This window comes from Methylobacterium ajmalii, assembly GCF_016613415.1.
Lineage (GTDB): Bacteria > Pseudomonadota > Alphaproteobacteria > Rhizobiales > Beijerinckiaceae > Methylobacterium > Methylobacterium ajmalii.
Genome location: NZ_JACWCT010000067.1, coordinates 15,796 through 33,744, shown reverse-complemented (window position 1 = coordinate 33,744; position 17,949 = coordinate 15,796). Strand labels below are relative to the sequence as shown.

Here is a 17,949-nt window from a genome sequence, read left to right as displayed (position 1 = left end):
CGATCGGCTGCGATGCTCTACCGCCTGCGCCACCTCACGGCCTACGCCTACCGCAACCCGGTCGGCTATGCCCGCTGCACCCTGCGCCTCGCGCCGGCGGCGGGGGAGGGGCAGGTGCCGCTCTCGCACGAGGTCGTGGTCGAGCCCGCGCCCCGCACCGCGACCGAGCGCGGCGACTTCTTCGGCAACCGCACGGTGTCGCTCACCGTCGAGACGCCGCACCGGGATTTCCGGATCGACGCGCAGTCCCGCGTCCGCGTCGAGCGGCCGCCGCTGCCGGAGCCGGAATCCGGCCCGGCCTGGGAGGAGGTGCGCGAGCGGGTGCTGACCCGGCCCGGCCTCGATCCCGACGCGCCGGCCCATTTCACGGCGCCGAGCCGGCGGGTGCCGCTCCTGCCGGAGGTCACGGACTACGCGCGGGCGAGCTTCCCCCCCGGCGGCGGCGCCTATGCGGGGGCCTTCGACCTGATGCGCCGCATCCGCGCGGACTTCGCCTTCGACGCCGAGGCGACCGAGGTCGGCACGCCGCTCGCCCAGGCCTTCGCGGGCCGGCGCGGCGTGTGCCAGGACTTTTCCCACATCATGATCGCGGCGCTGCGCGGCCTCGGCCTGCCGGCCGCCTATGTCAGCGGCTACCTGCGCACCCTGCCGCCCCCGGGCCAGCCGCGGCTCGAAGGGGCGGATGCGAGCCACGCTTGGGTGGCGGTCTGGTGCGGGGAGGGCTGGATCGGCCTCGATCCGACCAACGGCATCGGCGTCCGGGACGACCATATCGTGGTCGCCCGCGGCCGCGACTACGCCGACGTGGCGCCGGTCGCCGGCATCATCGCCGGGTCGGGCGCGCAGAGCCTGCGGGTCGCCGTGGACGTGGTGCCGGAGGACGAGATCGCCTGAACGCCGCGCGTGGCGATGCGCGGGGGAACGTTCGGCGAGGGGAATGGGCGGGCCGGGCGATGCGCTGAACGCCGAGGAGAGATGTCCCGGCCCGCGGGTCGCGACACCAACCGAGTGCCGTCGATGGGACGGGACAGGGCCGGCGTGGCGAGGGGGACCATGGGCCGGTTCGCCGCCCGCGTCCTCAACTTGGATCAATCTCCGGCGATTTACCCGATCCGGACGATTCGCCCGGCGAAATCCCCCGGCGCCGAGATCCCCGCTGCGTCAGCGCCGTCGGCATGGCCGACGATCGCGCGGGGCGAGCGCGCGACCGCGGTCCCCCCGCAGCCGGCATCCGGGCTGCCCGTGCCCCGGGCGGCCGCGATCCCGGCCGCCGCCTGCTCCGTGCCGCCGCCGGCGAGCACGACGCATCGCGGGAAACTCGGCGGGAAACTCGGCGAGAAAAGCTCGGCGTGAAGACTTCGCCGGAACCGCCCGAACCATCGCAGCGGCGCGCCGTTGCCCAGCCATGGATCTCACGCTCCAGCCCGTGCGCGTCAGGACCGGCAGCGAGGACGAGCGGGGCCTGCTGGTCTTCGCGGGCGGCGCGCTCGCGGCCGTGCTCGTCTGCCTCTCCGATGCCTACGGCGACGAAGCCGGCTCCTGGTTCCTGGAGGCGGGGTTCGGCCCCCTGGCGTCGCACCAGCCGGCGGCCTTCGCCGATCTCGACGCGGCGCAAACCTGGATCGCCCGGCGGCTCGCCGCCGAGCCTAGTCCTCGTCCGCCATGACCGTGTCGGAGAACGGCACCGCCATCACCGGCCGGTCGTCCTCGTCCGTCACCTCGAAGGTGCAGGCGAACCAGTCCCGCACCGCGTGAACCCGCGTCCGGGCGATCAGGCCGCGGGCGATCGCGAGGGCGTGGGCGCGAGCCTCGCCGGGGCCCGGCAGGGCATCCCCCTCGGGGTCGCGGGCCAGGCCGTCCGGGCCCGGGGCGTGCCGGAGATGGAAGAAGAAGCGCCGCATCAGGCGCCCTTGATCAGCCGGGCATACTCGCCCTCCGGCGTGCCGTAGCGGCCGTTCGTCAGTGCCAGGAGCCTGGCGCGGTCGAGCACCCCGATCCGCCGGCGCAGGGCCGGGCTCTCGCCGATCGCCGCGCAGAGCGCGTCCCGGCCGATGCTCAAGCCCTCGCCCGACAGCCGGACGAAGTAGACCTGCGGCGTCCTGAGGCAGTCGAGGGCGACCGGGACCGCGCCGACCAGCCCCTCGCTTCCGACCAGGCCGACCTCGATCCGGCGCTCGTCGTGCGCGGTCGAGATCGAGACCATGCCGCTCTCGATGAAGAACAGCTCGTCGACCGGCGTGTCCGGGGAGATCGGCACCTCGCGCAGCTGCGGCGGCAGGGGATCGAGATGCGGCTGCAGCCGCGCGAGGTCCTCGGGCGCCATCGCCCTGAGGATGCGGTTGCGGGTGGTCGATTGCCGGAGATGCGACACGGCTCCCTCCTCGCTGACCCGACGGCCGAGGCGCCCTGTCCGACCGCGAGCGGGGGTCGTCCACTATCAGTTTTCGTCATGAAACCAAAGAGAGAATTCAAAGAAATCAAGCAATATAACAAATGATAGTCCGGAAATCGGTCATGCTCACGCTTCGTTTATTGCGGTAATTTTCGTCATGCCGGGAACCGAGATCGCCGGGTGCGATTGGTTCGATACAATACCGAGCGTAACGAATGCTTGCGCCGAGGCGGATCGCGTCGATAACTCTTTGCGCCATCACGGTTTCGCGGGCGGCCGAGCAGCTCGCCGGGCCGGCCCGGAACGGACACGGAGGGCCCCATCGTGAGACGGGACGACCATCATCCGACGGTGCTGCTGATCGAGGAGGACCCGCTCGTCGGCCTCGCGGTCGGCGAGACGCTGGCGGAAGCCGGCTACCGCGTCGCCGGGCCCCTGGCGACGCAGGCCCAGGCGCTCGCCTGGATGGCCGGCCGCGTGCCCGACCTCGCCGTCATCGACCTCCCCCTCCGGGACGGCGACGGCAGCCGGCTCGCCCGGGCCCTGCGAGCCCGGGGCGTGCCGTTCCTCGTCCATGCCGATCGCAGCGCCGACGCCTGCACCGAGCTCAGCCTGGCTCCCCGGCTGACCAAGCCGGCCTGGCACCGGGACCTCGTCCTCGTGCTCGACCAGCTCGCCCGCGAGGTACGCCCGGAATGACCGTGCCCAGAATGACCCCACCAACGGCGGTATCGGCGACGGCGACATCCGGGACGTGGCCCGCTGCGCCGACCATGATGGCGAGTGCGCTCGCCCCGCCGGAATGCGGACACCACGCGCCGCTCCTGCTGCATCCCATCGTGCGCAAGCTCGCGGCCTTCGGTCCCCTGAGCGCGGCGGAGGAAGAGGCGCTGGCCGATCTCGGCGCCGGCGCGCAATGCGTCGAAGGGCGCCAGAACCTCGTGACCGAGGGCGCCGCGCCCGATCACGCCGTCCTGATCGTCGAGGGCGTGGCCTGCCGCTACCGCCACCGGCCGAACGGCGCCCGCCAGATCACCGGCCATCTCCTGCCCGGCGACCTCTGCGACCCCGACCTCGTCCATCTCGGCCGGATGAATCACAGCATCGGCACCCTCGGGCCGTGCCGGGTGGCGCGGGTGCCCGGCGAGGTGCTGGCCGGCCTCACCGCCCGGCATCCCGGCATCGCCCGGGCGCTGCGTCTCGCCAAGCTGGCCGAGGAGGAGACGACGCGCGAATGGCTGATGAATGTCGGCTGCCGCTCCGCGATCGAGCGGGTGGCGCATCTCCTGTGCGAGCTTCACGCGCGGCTCGGCACCGTCGGCTGGGCGACGCGGGCGGGCTACGACCTGCCGCTGACCCAGCAGGACATCGCCGACACCGCCGGCCTGTCCAACGTCCACGTCAACCGGGTGCTGCGGCAGCTGCGCCTGATGCGGCTCGTCGAGGTCGGCGGCCGACGGGTCGACGTGCTCGACCGGGCCGGCCTGCGCCGCGTCGCCGAGTTCCAGGACGGGTACCTGCGGCCGACGGGCGCCTGATCGTCCGCCCCGCCTCAGGCCGGCTCCACCGCCAGCTCCACCGTCACCGGGACGTGGTCGGACGGCTTCTCCAGCCCGCGCAGGTGCTTCCGCACCGAGGCCGAGACCAGCCGGTCGAGGGCCTGGGGCGCCAGCAACAGGTGGTCGATGCGGATGCCCTGGTTCCGCGGCCAGCAGCCGGCCTGGTAGTCCCAGAAGCTGTAGACGCCCGCCCGCCCGTCGCAGGCCCTCAGGGCGTCGGTGAAGCCCTCGGCGAGGAGCGCGCGGAACGCCGCCCGGGTCTGGGGCAGGTAGAGCGCGTCGTGGGCCCAGGCGGCCGGATCGGCGGCATCCTCGGGCTCTGGGATCACGTTGTAGTCGCCGGCGAGCACCAGGATCTCCTCCTTCTGCCGCAGGGCCACGGCATGGGCCTGGAGGCGGCGCATGAAGGCGAGCTTGTAGTCGTATTTCGGCGTGCCGACGGGGTTGCCGTTCGGCAGGTAGATCGAGGCCACCCGCACCGGCACGGTGCTCGTCGGGATCACCGCCTCGATGTAGCGCGCCTGCTCGTCGGCGGCGTCGCCCGGCAGGCCGCGGCGGATCTCCTGGAGCGGCAGCGGCCGGCGGGCCAGCAGCGCCACGCCGTTGAACGCCTTCTGGCCGTGGGTCGCCACCACGTAGCCGGCCTCCTCGATCTCCGTGCGGGGAAACGCGTCGTCGACGCATTTCAGCTCCTGGAGGCAGACGACGTCGGGCTGCGCCTCGGCCAGGAAGGCCAGGAGATGGGGAAGGCGCTGCTTGACCGAGTTGACGTTCCAGGTGGTGATCCGCATCGCGTCCCGCGCCGCTCGTGAACCGCACTTCTACGGAGGGCTCCCGTCATCGGGGTTTCGCGCCGCGCTGGCAAGCCGGAGGCCGCGTGTGAACTGGGGACCGGGCATGGCGGCGGGATGGTGGGAGCCGGTGCGCGACTATTGCGAGCGCACCGGGCCGGAGCTTCTGGCCGAGCCGCTGAACGCGGTCTCGAACGCCGCCTTCGTGGTCGCGGCGGTCCTGCTCCTGCGGCGCGGCCGGGCGCCGGACCCGGTCGCCGACGGGTTCGCGGCGCTGGTCGGGGTGATCGGGATCGGCAGCGCGCTCTTCCACACCCTGGCGGTGCAGTGGGCGATGCTCGCCGACGTGATCCCGATCGCGCTGTTCATCCACGCCTACTTCTTCCTGGCGCTCGGGCGCTTCCTCGGGCTCTCCGTCCCGGCGGCGCTCGCCGGCACGCTGGCCTTCGCGCTCGCCGCCGCCCTGTTCGAGCCCGCCTCGTCCTGGCTCGCCGGGCGGCTGCTCGGGCCGCTCGGCAACGGCTCGATCGCCTACGCGCCGGCCATCCTGGCGCTGTTCGGCGTCGGGATCGCCTCGCTTCGGTTCGGCCGGCGGGAGGGCGCCGCCCTGATCGGGATCGGGGGGCTGTTCATGGTTTCGCTCACCGCCCGCACCCTGGACGCCGCCCTCTGCCCGGTCGTGCCCTTCGGCACCCACTGGCTCTGGCACCTCCTCAACGCCGGTGTGCTCTACGCCCTGGTGCGGGCCGCCCGCCGCGCCCGCGAACCGGGCCCCGGCCCGGCCGCCTGACGCGCCGGAAGCCGACCTCGCCGCGGCTTCCTTGCACGGGTCCCGAAACCGTTGCAGAAGAACGCCGCCGCCAGGGCGCCGTCCGTGGCGCCCGGCGCCCGCTGCCCGGATCGCTCGCCCCGGATTTTTGCCATGACTCAAGCCCTCCGCCTCGGCATCGCCGGTCTCGGCACCGTCGGAGCCTCCGTCGTCCGCATGGTCGCGCGCCGCGCCGAGGCGATCGGCGCCACCGCCGGCCGGCCGGTCGTCGTGACCGCGGTCGCGGCTCGTGACCGTTCCCGCGACCGCGGCCTGGATCTCTCCGGCGCGACCTGGTTCGACGATCCCGTGGCGCTCGCCCGCTCCGCGGAGGTCGATTGCGTGGTCGAGCTGATCGGCGGCGCGGAGGGCAAGGCGCGCGAGACCGTCGAGGCGGCGCTCGCCGCCGGCAAGCACGTCGTGACCGCCAACAAGGCGCTGCTCGCCAAGCACGGCCCGGCGCTCGCCCGCGCGGCGGAGGCCTCGGGCGCCGCCCTCGCCTTCGAGGCCTCGGCGGCGGGCGGCATCCCGGTGGTCAAGGCCCTGCGCGAGGCGCTGGCCGGCAACCGGATCTCCCGCGTCTACGGAATCCTCAACGGCACCTGCAACTACATCCTGAGCCGGATGGAGCTCGAGGGCCTGACCTTCGAGGCCTGCCTGAAGGACGCGCAGGCGCTGGGCTACGCCGAGGCCGACCCGACCTTCGACGTCGAGGGCTTCGACACCGCCCACAAGCTCGCGATCCTGACCAGCCTCGCCTTCGGCACCGAGCTCGACGCCGAGGGCGTCTCGGTCGAGGGCATCTCGGCGATCACCCCGCTCGACCTGCGCATGGCCGACGAGCTCGGCTACCGCATCAAGCTGCTCGGCGTCGCCGAGGCGACGGCGGGCGGCATCGAGCAGCGCGTCCACCCGACGATGGTGCCGAAATCCTCGGCCATCGCCCAGGTGATGGGCGTGACCAACGCCGTCACCATCGACACCGACGCACTGCGCGAGCTGACCCTGATCGGCCCCGGGGCCGGCGGCGAGGCCACCGCCTCGGCGGTGGTCGCCGACATCGCCGACGTGGCGGCGGGCCGCACGCCCCCGGCCTTCGGCCGCCCGGTCGCGACCCTCACCGCCCCGGTGCGGGCCGAGATGCAGCGCCACGAGGGCGGCTACTACATCCGCCTCACCGTCCACGACCGTCCCGGCGTCGCCGCCGGTGTCGCGACCAAGATGGCCGAGCGCGAGATCTCGCTCGAGAGCATCCTCCAGCACCGCTCCGAGAGCGCCGCGGCGCGCGACCGCCACGGCCGCTCCGGCCTGCCGGTGCCGCTGGTGCTGATCACCTACGCGGCGACGGAAGCCGCGATCCGCGAGAGCCTCGACGCGATGGCGGCGGACGGGCTCCTGTCCGAGCCGCCCCAGCTCATCCGCATCGAGCGCGAGTGAGGTCGGCCCGCGAGGGTTTTCACAAGTCACGGACGCCCGCCGATCCCGCGCCATCCACCGGTGATCGGCCGGGCGAGCGACAGAATTCAGTTCAGCGGCGCCGGTTTCTCCTCTAAGACCCGGCCCCAAGGACCAGTACGGGGATTACGAACGCATGTCGGACGCCAAGAAGCCGGGGCCGAGCCAGGTCATCGAGCGCATCCTGACCCTCGAGCTGGTGCGCGTCACCGAGCGTGCGGCCGTGGCCGCGGCGCGCCTGCGCGGCCAGGGCAACGAGAAGGCCGCCGACCAGGCCGCCGTCGACGCGATGCGCCGCGAGCTGAACCGCCTGCCGATCGACGGCACCGTCGTCATCGGCGAGGGCGAGCGCGACGAGGCCCCGATGCTGTTCATCGGCGAGACCCTCGGCAACGGCTCGGGCCCGAAGGTCGACATCGCGGTCGACCCGCTCGAGGGCACGACCCTCTGCGCCAAGGACATGCCGGGCTCCGTCGCCGTGATGGCGATGGCCGAGGGCGGCACGCTGCTCGCCGCCCCCGACGTCTACATGCACAAGATCGCCATCGGCCCGGGCTACCCGGTCGGCACCGTGCACCTCGACGCTTCCCCCGAGGAGAACATCCACGCGCTGGCCAAGGCCAAGGGCGTGCCGCCGTCCGAGATCACCGCCCTCGTCCTCGACCGGCCGCGCCACACCGACCTGATCGCGGCGATCCGCCGGACGGGTGCCGGCGTGCGCCTGATCTCCGATGGCGACGTCGCCGGCGTGATCTTCACCACCATGCCGGAGGAGACCGGCATCGACATCTATCTCGGCATCGGCGCCGCCCCCGAGGGCGTGCTGGCGGCGGGCGCGCTGCGCTGCATCGGCGGCCAGATGCAGGGCCGCCTGATCCTCGACACCGAGGAGAATCGCGACCGCGCCGCCAAGATGGGCGTCGCCGATCCGAACCGCCTCTATTCCCTCGAGGACCTCGCCCGCGGTGACGTCGTGGTGGCGATGACCGGCGTGACCGACGGAGCGCTCGTCAAGGGCGTGAAGTTCGGCCGCAACACCATCCGCACCGAGACGGTGGTCTACCGCTCGCATACCGGCACCGTGCGCCGGATCGAGGCCGAGCACCGCGATTTCGACAAGTTCCACCTGAAGTAGGACTGTTCCGAGCGGGCCGTGCCGGGATCCCGGTGCGGCCCCCTTGATCCGGGGGGCTTTCCCCGCGACCCTGCGGCGTCTCTCACCCGAGGATTCGCCGCTCATGCCGAGCCCCATCATCCGTCCGCTGCGCCCCGACGAGCGCGCCGCCTGGGACCCGCTCTGGCAGGGCTACCTGACCTTCTACGGCGCCACGGTCGCGCCCGAGGTCACCGACCTCACCTTCGCGCGCCTGCACGACGCATCGGAGCCGATGCACGCCCTCGTGGCCGAGCGGGACGGCGCCGTGATCGGCCTCGTCCACTACATCTTCCATCGCTCGACCTGGACCGCCGGGCCCTACTGCTACCTGCAGGACCTGTTCACCGCGCAGGCCGCGCGCGGGCAGGGGGTGGGCCGTGCCCTGATCGAGGCGGTCTACGCCGCCGCCCGCGAGGCGGGGGCGAGCCGGGTCTACTGGCTGACCCAGGAGGCCAACGTCACCGCGCGGGCCCTCTACGACACGCTCGCCGACCGGCCGGGCTTCATCCAGTACCGCAAGGTGCTGTGAGGTCTCGCGGAGCGGGCCGCGGCTGAACGCTCCTGCCTCTGCGAGGAAGCGCGACGCTGGTCCAGGAGACCGCTCGCCAGAACGGTTTCGGTCTCAGTCCGAAGCGTGGTGTCCCTCTCCCGCCCCCACTCCGCGGGGCAACCTTCTTCGGCAGAGGGGGAGAGTTCAAGCGCGCGTGTACTCCCAAGAAAAAAGCCCCCGGCATATTGCCGGAGGCCCTTTTCATCCTGCAATCCCGTCGTTCCTACCGGAACAGCGACGCCACCCCGCCCTGCATCCGGCCCAGGCCCTGCTTGGCGATCGCGTTGCCCTGGTCGATGGCGACGGCGCGCTGGTAGCTCTCCAGCGCCTCCTGGCGGCGGTTCGACTTCTCGTAGGCCAGCCCGCGATAGGCCCAGGAATCCGCGTCCTTGTTGTTGACGTTCAGCGCCGCGTTGTAGTCCTCGATCGCCTTGTCGTACTGGTTGGTGGCGATCAGGCTCTGCCCGCGGGCGGCGTAGGGCGCGGCCACGAAGGGGTTGCGGTCGATGGCGGCGTCGAAGTCGCCGATCGCGGAGCGGTGCTGGCCCTGCGCCTGCCGCACCAGGCCGCGGGCGTGGTAGGCCTCGGCCGATTCCGGGGTCAGGCGGATCGCCTGGCTGAGGTCGCTGTAGGCGGCCTCGTAGTTGCCCTGCGCCCGCTGCAGGTTGGCGCGCCCGATATAGGCGGCGGTGTAGTTCGGGTCGGCGGCGACCGCCTTGGTAAAGTCCTGCAGCGCCGCGTCGTTGCGGCCCGACTGGCGGTAGGCCAGGGCCCGGTTGCCGTAGGCCGAGGCCGAGTTCGGGTCGAGCTGGATCGCCTTGGTGAAGTCGGCGATGGCCGAATCGAAGTTGCCCGCGCGGGCGTAAGCCGCGCCGCGGGTGTTGTAGGCCGCCGCGTCGCTCGGGTTGCGCTGGATCACGTCCGACAGGGAGGCGATGTTCACCTCGGTCGCGCCGGACTTGTCGGCCTCGACCACCGCGAATTGCCGCGTCGCGGTGGCCCGGCTGACGGTGTCGCAGCCGGCGAGCGAGAGCGCGGCCAGCACGGTCGCCCCCAGCATCCGGGCCGCCGGTGTCACACGGCTCCAGCCGATCACGTTGTTCATCACCCGCTCCCCCGGGGCGGCGCATCTTCGCTGCGCCGCGCACCTTCGCAATCCGCACGCGCGCCCCGCCTCGAAGCGGTCCCGGCGCCGGACGACCCTTCTCCGATCGCGGTGAAGGCCGGCTTAAAGGCAGTGCGCCTCTTCGCTTGTGCGGGACGATGTGGCGAAGGTGTGGCTCCCGGCGCCGTTGCAGCAGGGGAGGGCGCCCCGGGGCGACGGGTGTGGCCGCGCGGCCTCACCCGTTCGGGCGAGGCGCGGGGTCAGGCGCCGGCCGCGACCCGGGTGAGATGGCCCATCTTGCGGCCGGGCCGCGCCGCGCCCTTGCCGTAGAGGTGCAGGTGGCTGCCGGGCTCGGCGAGGATCCGGGTCCAGTCGTCAGCCTGGTCGCCGATCAGGTTCAGCATCTCGACCGAGCGGCCGGTCAGGGCGGCGCTGCCGAGCGGCCAGCCGCAGATCGCCCGGACGTGCTGGGCGAATTGCGAGGTCTCGGCCCCCTCGATGGTCCAGTGGCCGGAATTGTGCACCCGCGGCGCGATCTCGTTGACGACGACGCCCGCCCGCCCGTCGGCTCCGCGGACCAGGAACATCTCCACCGCGAGCACGCCGACGTAGCCCAGCGCCTCCGCGATGGTGCGGGCGATCGCGACCGCCTCGGCGGCGGTCTCCGGCGTCATGCCGGGGGCCGGCACGACGGTGCGGGCGAGGATGTGGTGGCGGTGCTCGTTGGCGCAGGGGTCGTAGGCCGAGAAGCGTCCTTCCGCGTTGCGGGCGGCCACCACCGAGACCTCGGCCTCGAACGGCACGAAGCCCTCGAGGATGCAGGGCTGGCCGTTCAGGGAGGCCATTACGGCGGCGGTGTCGAAGCCCGCATCACGCAGCATGACCTGGCCCTTGCCGTCGTAGCCGAAGCGTCGGGTCTTCAGCACCGCCGGCAGGCCGATCTCGCGGACGGCCTCGGCCAGGCCCGCGGCGTCGTCCACCGCCCGGAACGGCGCCACCGGGATGCCCAGGCCCGCGACGAAGCTCTTTTCCGTCAGCCGGTCCTGCGTCGTCGCGAGCGCCGAGGCGCTCGGATGCAGCGGCCGGTGCGCGGCCAGGATCTCGGCGGTGCGGCTCGGGATGTTCTCGAACTCGTAGGTCACCACTTCGACGGACTCGACGAAGGCCTGGAGCGCCGCCGCGTCGTCGTAGGCCGCCACGGTCCGGCGGCCCGCCACCTCGAAGGCCGGGCTGTCGGGATCGGGGCAGTATATGTGGGCCTTGAGCCCGTACTGCGCCGCCGCGACCGCGATCATGCGGCCGAGCTGGCCGCCGCCGATGATGCCGATGGTGGCGCCGGGGGCGATGGGGGGCGTGCTCACGGGGCGCTCGTGTCCGGATGCTCGGCGACCGCCGCGCTCTGGCGCGCGCGCCAGGCGTCGAGCCGCTCGGCCAGGGGTTCGTCGGTCAGCGCCAGGACGGCGGCGGCGAGCAGGGCCGCGTTGACGGCGCCGGCCCGGCCGATGGCGAGCGTGCCGACCGGGATGCCGGCCGGCATCTGCACGATCGACAGGAGGCTGTCCTGGCCCGACAGCGCCTTCGACTCGACCGGGACGCCGAAGACCGGCAGCGGCGTCATCGCGGCGGCCATGCCGGGCAGGTGGGCGGCGCCGCCGGCCCCCGCGATCACCACCTTGACGCCCGCCGCCTTGGCGCCCTTGGCGAAGGCCACCAGGCGGTCCGGGGTGCGGTGGGCCGAGACGATGCGGGCCTCGTAGGGGATGCCGAGGGCGTCGAGGGTCTCGGCCGCGTGGCGCATGGTGGCCCAGTCGGACTGGCTGCCCATGATCACTGCGACGGGGGGCGATGCCGCCATCGTCAAGCGCATCCTCTCGCAAAAGCGCCGCAAAGCCGCGCGAACGGGCCGCGACCGGTCATTCATCCGCAGTAGCGGCGCGCCCGCGCTCCCGCAAGCCGCCGCGGGACGTCCTCAACCGCGGGGACGTCCTCGATCGCCGGACGCCGCCCTCAGGCGATGATGTCCGGCGTGAGCTGGTCCTCCAGGAAGGAGATGCGGTCGCGGATCCCGAGCTTGCGCTTCTTCAGGCGCTGGAGCTGGAGGCGGTCGCCGGCCATCACGCCCGCCAGCGCCTCGATCGCGTCGTCGAGGTCGCGATGCTCCTCCCGGAGCCGCGCCAGCTCGCTCTCGTACTCCGCCGTCGATTCCGCACTCAACTCGAACGCCATCGCCGCCCTAAGCCCTTGGACAATGCGGTGAAGCATGAACCAGGCCCCGCCCTCCGGCAAGGGTGTCGCAAGGGCGCCGGCGGGGTTGTACCGCCTCCTCGGCGGCCTCGCGCTGCGGCGCACATTACGCAATTGCAATACGGAATGCCTTAGACATCGGCCGCGGCCTGTGGCAGGCTTCGTGTGTCACCTACATGACAGGAGGCTATGGCTGATGTCGCTGCACACGCATCTCACCGAGCTCGAGCGTAAGCACGAAGCCCTGGAGCGCGAGATTCAGGACGCCTGCACCCATCTCTCCACCGACGACTTGCGAATAGTCGAACTCAAGCGGCGCAAGCTTCACTTGAAGGATGAGATCAGCCGCCTGCGGACGACGTCCACCCGCGTGATGCACTAGCCCGGCAGAATTCAGCGCGCCGCCGCGTCGGCGTATCGACGCGGCGGTCCTCGCTCATTGCTCAAGACGACCGGCGGGTTCTGCTCCCGCGAGATGGATAGCGCAGACTGCGCGACGCGGGGTGGGTCCCGCCGGCGCCGTTTCGGCGGTCGTTTACTTTATGGAGAAGCCCGTCCGCCGGCACCTCGCACCGAGGCCGCGGGTGCCCGTTCGACGAACCGGGCTCACAGGGCGACGATCTTCGATCCGATTCGCATCCTCATCCCGAGGCGTTGGTCGATCCGTGATCGGCTGACCTCGAAGAAGGGCTGCAGGGATCGCGAGACTTCTGGAGCCCTCCTTCGAGGTCAGTTCATCTGCGATGAACTGACACCTCAGGATGAGGTAGAGGTCAGGAGGTCGTCTCCAATTCGGGCCGAGCGGGCTTGAATGGCTCGAAGCCTGGATGCCCGGCGTCCGGCCCGAATCGCCGGGGTCCCGTCACAGGGCCTTCGCCATCTCCCGCAGCACGAACTTCTGCACCTTGCCGGTCGAGGTCTTCGGCAGTTCCGTGAAGACGACGTGCCGGGGCACCTTGAATCCGGCGAGCGAGCGGCGGCACCAGCCGATCAGCTCCTCGGCCGAGACCGTCTCGGAGCCTTTCAGCTCGACGAAGGCGCACGGCGTCTCGCCCCATTTCTCGTCGGGCTTGGCCACTACCGCGGCGGCCGCCACCGCCGGGTGCTTGAACAAAGCCTCCTCGACCTCGATCGACGAGATGTTCTCTCCCCCTGAGATGATGATGTCCTTCGAGCGGTCCTTGAGCTGGATGTAGCCGTCCGGGTGCTTCACCCCGAGGTCGCCCGAGTGGAACCAGCCGCCCTTGAAGGCGGCCTCGGTGGCGCTCGGGTTCTTCAGGTAGCCGCGCATCACCACGTTGCCGCGGAACATCACCTCGCCGAGCGTCTCGCCGTCGGCGGGCACCGGCTCCATCGTCTCGGGATCGAGCACGTCCAGGGCCTCGAGCGGCGGGTAGCGCACGCCCTGGCGCGCCTTGCGGGCGGCCTGCTCGTCCTTGCTCAAGGCATCCCAGTCGGCGTGCCACTCGTTCACCACCGCGGGGCCGTAGGTCTCGGTCAGCCCGTAGACGTGGGTGACGTCGAACCCGGCCTCCGCCATCCCGGCGAGCACCGCCTCCGGCGGCGGCGCGGCGGCGGTGAGGAACGAGACCCGGCGCGGCAGGTCGCGGCGCTCGGCCGCCGGCGCGTTGATGAGGAGCGACATCACGATCGGCGCGCCGCACAGATGCGTCACCCCGTGATCGGCGATGGCGTCGTACATCGCCTTGGCCCGGACCTGCCGCAGGCAGACATGGGTGCCGGCCACGACCGACAGGGTCCAGGGGAAGCACCAGCCGTTGCAGTGGAACATCGGCAGGGTCCAGAGATAGACCGGATGCCGGCCGAGGTTGCCCGCCACCACGTTGCCGACCGCGAGCAGCGAGGCGCCGCGATGGTGGTAGACCACGCCCTTCGGGTCGCCGGTGGTGCCCGACGTGTAGTTGAGGCTGATCGCGTCCCACTCGTCGCCCGGCATCGTCCAGGCATGGGCGGGATCGCCCCCGGCCAGGAAGTCCTCGTACTCGATCGTGCCGAGCCGCTCGCCCGGGCCGTCGTATTCCGGGTCGTCGTAATCGATGACGAGCGGCGTCGCCCCGGCTTGGCGCAAGGCCGGCCCCATGGTGCGGGCGAATTCCCGGTCGGTGATCACCACCTTGGCCTCGCCGTGATCGAGGCAGAAGCCGATGATCGCGGCGTCGAGCCTCGTGTTGAGGGTGTTGAGCACCGCTCCGGCCATCGGGACCCCGTAATGGCACTCGATCATCGCCGGGGTGTTGGCGAGCATCACCGCCACCGTGTCGCCGCGGCCGATGCCGTGGGCGCTCAAGGCCGAGGCGAGGCGCCGGCAGCGGGCGTAGAGGTCGCGGTAGCTGCGGCGCAGGCCCCCGTGGATCACCGCGGTGCGGTCCGGGAAGACCGCGGCGGCCCGCTCCAGGAAGGTGAGCGGCGTCAGCGGCTGGTGGTTCGCCGGGTTCCGGTCGAGGCCGTGATCGTAGATCGTCGCGCCGGTCATGGGTCGTCCTGCTGCCTGTCCGGCCACAGTACCCGCGAGGACGGCGCGATCAATCCATCTCGGTCCTTACGAAAGTTCGACTTCCGGAGGCCGCGGCCGCTGCTCTATCCCAGGCGCACGACCGCCCCGAGACGGTCGGCACCGGAGGACGACGCCATGGCCAGCCCGAGCCGCTACCCGGAGACCTATGCCGCCTGGCAGCGCGACCCGGAGGCGTTCTGGGGCGACGCCGCGCAGGCGATCGACTGGGTGACGCCCCCCTCCCGGGTCTTCTCCCCCGGGGAAGGACCCTACGGCCGCTGGTTCGTGGGCGCCGAGGTCAATGCGTGCCACAACGCGGTCGACCGCCACGTCGCGGCCGGCCGCGGCGAGCAGGCGGCGATCCTGTACGAGTCCCCCGTCACCGGGACGAAGCGCCGGATCACCTACGCGGAGCTTCTCGACGAGGTCGCGTCGCTCGCCGCCGTGCTGCAGGATCTCGGCGTCGGGCGCGGCGACCGGGTGGTGCTCTACATGCCGATGGTGCCCGAAGCGCTGTTCGCGATGCTGGCCTGCGCCCGCATCGGCGCGGTGCACTCGGTGGTGTTCGGGGGGTTCGCCGCCCGCGAGCTCGCCGCCCGCATCGAGGACGCCGCCCCCAAGGTGGTGCTCGCCGCCTCCTGCGGCATCGAACCGGCCCGGGTCGTCGCCTACAAGCCGCTCCTCGACGAGGCCTGCCGCCTCTCCTCGCACAAACCCGATTCCTGCCTGATCCTGCAGCGGCCGCAAGCCGTCGCCGAGATGGTCGAGGCGCGCGACCGGGATTGGAATGAGGCCGTGGCGCAGGCCAGGACCGCGGGCCGCGCCGCGCCTTGCGTACCGGTCGCCGCCACCGATCCGCTCTACGTGCTCTACACCTCGGGCACCACCGGCAAGCCCAAGGGCGTGGTGCGCGACACCGGCGGCTACCTCGTGGCGCTGGCCTGGTCGATGCCGAACCTCTACGGCGTCGCCCCCGGCGAGACCTACTGGTGCGCCTCCGACGTCGGCTGGGTGGTGGGCCATTCCTACATCGTCTACGGGCCGCTGCTGCACGGCTGCACCACGGTGCTGTACGAGGGCAAGCCGGTCGGCACGCCCGATGCCGGGGCGTTCTGGCGCGTGATCGCCGAGACCGGGGCGGTGGCGCTGTTCACCGCGCCGACGGCGCTGAGGGCGGTGAAGAAGGAGGATCCGGAGGCCCGCCTGATGCAGGGCCACGACCTCTCGCGCTTCCGCACCCTGTTCCTCGCCGGCGAGCGGGCCGACCCCGACACCGTGGCGTGGGCCGAGCGGATCCTCGGCGTGCCGGTGGTGGACCATTGGTGGCAGACCGAGACCGGGTGGCCGATCGCCGCCAACCCGGTGGGCTTGGGCGCCCTCCCGGTCAAGCACGGCAGCCCGACGGTGCCGATGCCGGGCTGGGACGTGCAGGTGCTCGACGAATCCGGCAAGCCGGTGCCCGCCGACACGATGGGGACGATCGCCATCAGGCTGCCGCTGCCCCCCGGTGCGCTGCCGACCCTGTGGCGGCAGGACGAGCGCTTCCGCGAGAGCTACCTCGCGACCTATCCGGGCTACTACAACACCTCGGATGCCGGCTTCCTCGACCGCGACGGCTACGTCTACGTCATGGGCCGCACCGACGACATCATCAACGTCGCCGGCCACCGCCTCTCGACCGGCGGCATGGAGGAGGTGCTGGCGTCCCATCCGGCGGTCGCCGAATGCGCGGTGATCGGCATCAAGGACGCCCTCAAGGGCGAGGCGCCGTGCGGCTTCGTGGTGCTGAAGGCCGGCGTCGCGAAGGCGCCTGACGTCATCGAGCGCGAGCTGGTGGCGCTGGTGCGCGAGCGCATCGGCCCGGTCGCCGCCTTCCGCCTCGCCCTCACGGTCGGGCGCCTGCCCAAGACCCGTTCGGGCAAGATCCTGCGCGGCACGATGAAGAAGATCGCCGACGGTGACGCCTGGACGATGCCGCCGACCATCGAGGATCCCGCCGTGCTCGACGAGATCGGCGCCTCGCTGCGGGAGCGGGGCCTCGGCTGAGCGGATCGCGCGCGCGATCCGCGACGCCCCGATCCGGCCCGGTCAGCCGGTCGCCGCGGCCTCCCGGCGGGCGACCGTCCCGAACGGCGGGAGCGCGGCGGCGGCCTGGAGCGCCATCGGCCGGCCGGTCAGGAAGCCCTGCACCCGCGTCACGCCGATGCCCCGCAGCACCGCGTACTCGGCTTCGGTCTCCACCCCCTCGGCGACGATCTCACAGCCGATGCGCCGGCCGTAGCCGGTGAGCGCCTCGGTCAGCGCGCGGCGGCCGGAATGGGTGTCGATGTGGCGGATCAGGCTCATGTCGAGCTTGATGATCTCGGGGGCGAGGTCGAGGACGTGCCGCAGCGTGGCGTGGCCGGCCCCGACGTCGTCGATCGCCAGGAAAAGGCCGCGGGCGCGCAGCGGATCGAGCACCGCGCGCAGCTCCTCGTAGGACGCCACCGCCGCGTGCTCCGTCAGCTCGATCACCAGCCGCTCCGAGGGAACGTCGCCCAGCGCCTCGACGAGCCGGTGCGAGGCGAGGGCCGAGGGCGACAGGTTCACCGACAGCTTGATCCCGGCGGGAAGGGCCGGGAACGCCGCCAGGGCCTTGCGCAGGGCGAGGTGTTCGAGCTCCTCCCCGAGGCCGACCTCCGCCGCGTCGGCGAACCAGATGTCGGGGCCCTGGCCGGGCGGCGACGGGAAGCGGGCCAGCGCCTCGAAGGCGGCGAGGCTCCCGTCCTGGGTGCGGTAGATCGGCTGGAACGCCATCTCGATCGCGTCCGACTTGAGCAGGGCGGCGATGCGCCGGCGTTTGGCGTCGCGTTCGCGCGCAGCGCCGTGGTCGCGGGCCAGGATCGCCTCCACCATCTCGGCGCACAGGCGCAGCAGGCCGAGGTCGCGGGCGGTGAGGCTGCGATCCGGCGCGTAGCTGAAGCAGCACAGCGTCCCGAAGGCCTCGCCGTCGGCATGGCGGAGCGGGACGCTCAGATGCGCGCCGACCGGCATGTCGCGGGTGACCGGCATGGCGGCGGCGACGGGATCGTCCGCCGCGTTCGGCATCAGCCCGGGCATCAGGCCCTTGGCGACGTAGTAGCAGAAGCTCTGCTCCAGCGGCGCCGAGGTGCCGACCATGACGGGATTCGGGGCCGGTCCCCCGACATCCGAGAAGCGGATTATCCGATCGCCCGCGACGAATTCTGAGATGAAGCCGACATCCATCGCCAGGTGGCGGCGGACCGCCCGGAGCAGGGACAGGACCTGGTCGCCGGTGTTGCCGGGATGATCGCCGAAAATGGGACGCAGGGGCATCGTTCGGTCCGGCTTCGTCAGTTTCGGTGATGCGCTCG

At 72.1% G+C, this 17,949-nt stretch carries 20 protein-coding genes; 11 read left to right on the top strand and 9 right to left on the bottom strand.

All coding sequences use genetic code 11. The features are described from left to right. Positions 1-12: 12 nt before the first annotated feature. From HPY23_RS13000 to HPY23_RS12990, 3 genes are all read left to right on the top strand, one after another. The gene (locus tag HPY23_RS13000) at positions 13-894 is read left to right on the top strand and encodes a transglutaminase family protein (RefSeq protein WP_060847310.1); all 882 of its coding nucleotides are present in this window, start codon (positions 13-15) and stop codon (positions 892-894) included. Positions 895-1,053: 159 nt separating this feature from the next. Continuing rightward, positions 1,054-1,353 carry a hypothetical protein gene (locus HPY23_RS12995; RefSeq protein WP_139235058.1) on the top strand — a complete coding sequence of 100 codons (300 nt, stop codon included), beginning with the start codon at positions 1,054-1,056 and terminating at the stop codon, positions 1,351-1,353. Between the two features lie 52 nt (positions 1,354-1,405). Next, entirely contained in the window at positions 1,406-1,666 is a 261-nt protein-coding gene (locus HPY23_RS12990; protein WP_060847312.1) for a hypothetical protein, read from the top strand. Here the strand turns inward: HPY23_RS12990 and HPY23_RS12985 are convergent. Then, positions 1,647-1,901, bottom strand: coding sequence for a DUF6894 family protein (locus HPY23_RS12985; RefSeq protein ID WP_091890758.1), 255 nt, complete (start codon positions 1,899-1,901; stop codon positions 1,647-1,649). The two genes, HPY23_RS12990 and HPY23_RS12985, sit on opposite strands and share 20 nt — an antisense overlap. Further along, positions 1,901-2,371 (bottom strand): cyclic nucleotide-binding domain-containing protein, encoded by a 471-nt coding sequence (locus tag HPY23_RS12980; RefSeq protein ID WP_091890761.1) that lies wholly within the window; start codon positions 2,369-2,371, stop codon positions 1,901-1,903. Before HPY23_RS12980 ends, HPY23_RS12985 begins: the two co-directional genes overlap by 1 nt. 345 nt (positions 2,372-2,716) lie before the next feature. Here HPY23_RS12980 and HPY23_RS12975 point away from each other — a divergent pair, with 345 nt between their 5' ends. Together HPY23_RS12975 and HPY23_RS12970 are read left to right on the top strand one after the other, a co-directional pair. Continuing rightward, positions 2,717-3,091: a response regulator gene (locus HPY23_RS12975; RefSeq protein ID WP_175540080.1), complete on the top strand. Its 375-nt coding sequence runs from the start codon at positions 2,717-2,719 to the stop codon at positions 3,089-3,091. A gap of 74 nt (positions 3,092-3,165) precedes the next feature. Continuing rightward, positions 3,166-3,930: a Crp/Fnr family transcriptional regulator gene (locus tag HPY23_RS12970; RefSeq protein WP_175540081.1), complete on the top strand. Its 765-nt coding sequence runs from the start codon at positions 3,166-3,168 to the stop codon at positions 3,928-3,930. A gap of 14 nt (positions 3,931-3,944) precedes the next feature. Here the strand turns inward: HPY23_RS12970 and xth are convergent, their stop codons facing one another. Then, positions 3,945-4,742 carry an exodeoxyribonuclease III gene (gene xth / locus HPY23_RS12965; protein ID WP_091890770.1) on the bottom strand — a complete coding sequence of 266 codons (798 nt, stop codon included), beginning with the start codon at positions 4,740-4,742 and terminating at the stop codon, positions 3,945-3,947. A gap of 106 nt (positions 4,743-4,848) precedes the next feature. Here xth and HPY23_RS12960 point away from each other — a divergent pair, with 106 nt between their 5' ends. The 4 genes from HPY23_RS12960 (at position 4,849) to HPY23_RS12945 (ending at position 8,690) form a co-directional block, all read left to right on the top strand. Then, the gene (locus HPY23_RS12960) at positions 4,849-5,532 is read left to right on the top strand and encodes a hypothetical protein (RefSeq protein WP_091890773.1); all 684 of its coding nucleotides are present in this window, start codon (positions 4,849-4,851) and stop codon (positions 5,530-5,532) included. 132 nt (positions 5,533-5,664) lie between these two features. Then, positions 5,665-6,987, top strand: coding sequence for a homoserine dehydrogenase (locus HPY23_RS12955; protein ID WP_060847318.1), 1,323 nt, complete (start codon positions 5,665-5,667; stop codon positions 6,985-6,987). 154 nt (positions 6,988-7,141) lie between these two features. Continuing rightward, entirely contained in the window at positions 7,142-8,140 is a 999-nt protein-coding gene (gene glpX / locus HPY23_RS12950) for a class II fructose-bisphosphatase (protein ID WP_091890775.1), read from the top strand. 103 nt (positions 8,141-8,243) lie between these two features. Further along, positions 8,244-8,690: a GNAT family N-acetyltransferase gene (locus HPY23_RS12945; RefSeq protein ID WP_060847320.1), complete on the top strand. Its 447-nt coding sequence runs from the start codon at positions 8,244-8,246 to the stop codon at positions 8,688-8,690. A 244-nt stretch (positions 8,691-8,934) separates the two neighbouring features. On the opposite strand, the gene HPY23_RS12940 is transcribed toward HPY23_RS12945, so the two are convergent. The 4 genes from HPY23_RS12940 to HPY23_RS12925 form a co-directional block, all read right to left on the bottom strand. Then, entirely contained in the window at positions 8,935-9,816 is an 882-nt protein-coding gene (locus HPY23_RS12940; protein ID WP_060847321.1) for a tetratricopeptide repeat protein, read from the bottom strand. Between the two features lie 260 nt (positions 9,817-10,076). Beyond that, positions 10,077-11,177 carry a 5-(carboxyamino)imidazole ribonucleotide synthase gene (locus tag HPY23_RS12935; protein WP_091890778.1) on the bottom strand — a complete coding sequence of 367 codons (1,101 nt, stop codon included), beginning with the start codon at positions 11,175-11,177 and terminating at the stop codon, positions 10,077-10,079. Then, positions 11,174-11,671, bottom strand: a complete 498-nt coding sequence (gene purE, locus HPY23_RS12930; protein ID WP_060847323.1) for a 5-(carboxyamino)imidazole ribonucleotide mutase — start codon at positions 11,669-11,671, stop codon at positions 11,174-11,176. Before purE ends, HPY23_RS12935 begins: the two co-directional genes overlap by 4 nt. Before the next feature lie 152 nt (positions 11,672-11,823). Then, complete coding sequence (locus HPY23_RS12925; protein ID WP_060849372.1) at positions 11,824-12,042, bottom strand: YdcH family protein; 219 nt, start codon at positions 12,040-12,042, stop codon at positions 11,824-11,826. A gap of 214 nt (positions 12,043-12,256) precedes the next feature. On the opposite strand from HPY23_RS12925, the gene HPY23_RS12920 reads away from it, so the two are divergent. Further along, entirely contained in the window at positions 12,257-12,442 is a 186-nt protein-coding gene (locus HPY23_RS12920; protein WP_048427332.1) for a YdcH family protein, read from the top strand. 480 nt (positions 12,443-12,922) lie between these two features. Here the strand turns inward: HPY23_RS12920 and HPY23_RS12915 are convergent, their stop codons facing one another. Beyond that, entirely contained in the window at positions 12,923-14,554 is a 1,632-nt protein-coding gene (locus HPY23_RS12915) for an acyl-CoA synthetase (RefSeq protein ID WP_091890781.1), read from the bottom strand. A 156-nt stretch (positions 14,555-14,710) separates the two neighbouring features. On the opposite strand from HPY23_RS12915, the gene HPY23_RS12910 reads away from it, so the two are divergent. Further along, a complete protein-coding gene (locus HPY23_RS12910; RefSeq protein WP_091890784.1) occupies positions 14,711-16,621 on the top strand; it encodes a propionyl-CoA synthetase in 1,911 nt (636 codons plus the stop codon). A gap of 42 nt (positions 16,622-16,663) precedes the next feature. Here the strand turns inward: HPY23_RS12910 and HPY23_RS12905 are convergent, their stop codons facing one another. Continuing rightward, positions 16,664-17,911: a sensor domain-containing phosphodiesterase gene (locus tag HPY23_RS12905; protein ID WP_175540082.1), complete on the bottom strand. Its 1,248-nt coding sequence runs from the start codon at positions 17,909-17,911 to the stop codon at positions 16,664-16,666. Positions 17,912-17,949 lie beyond the last annotated feature (38 nt).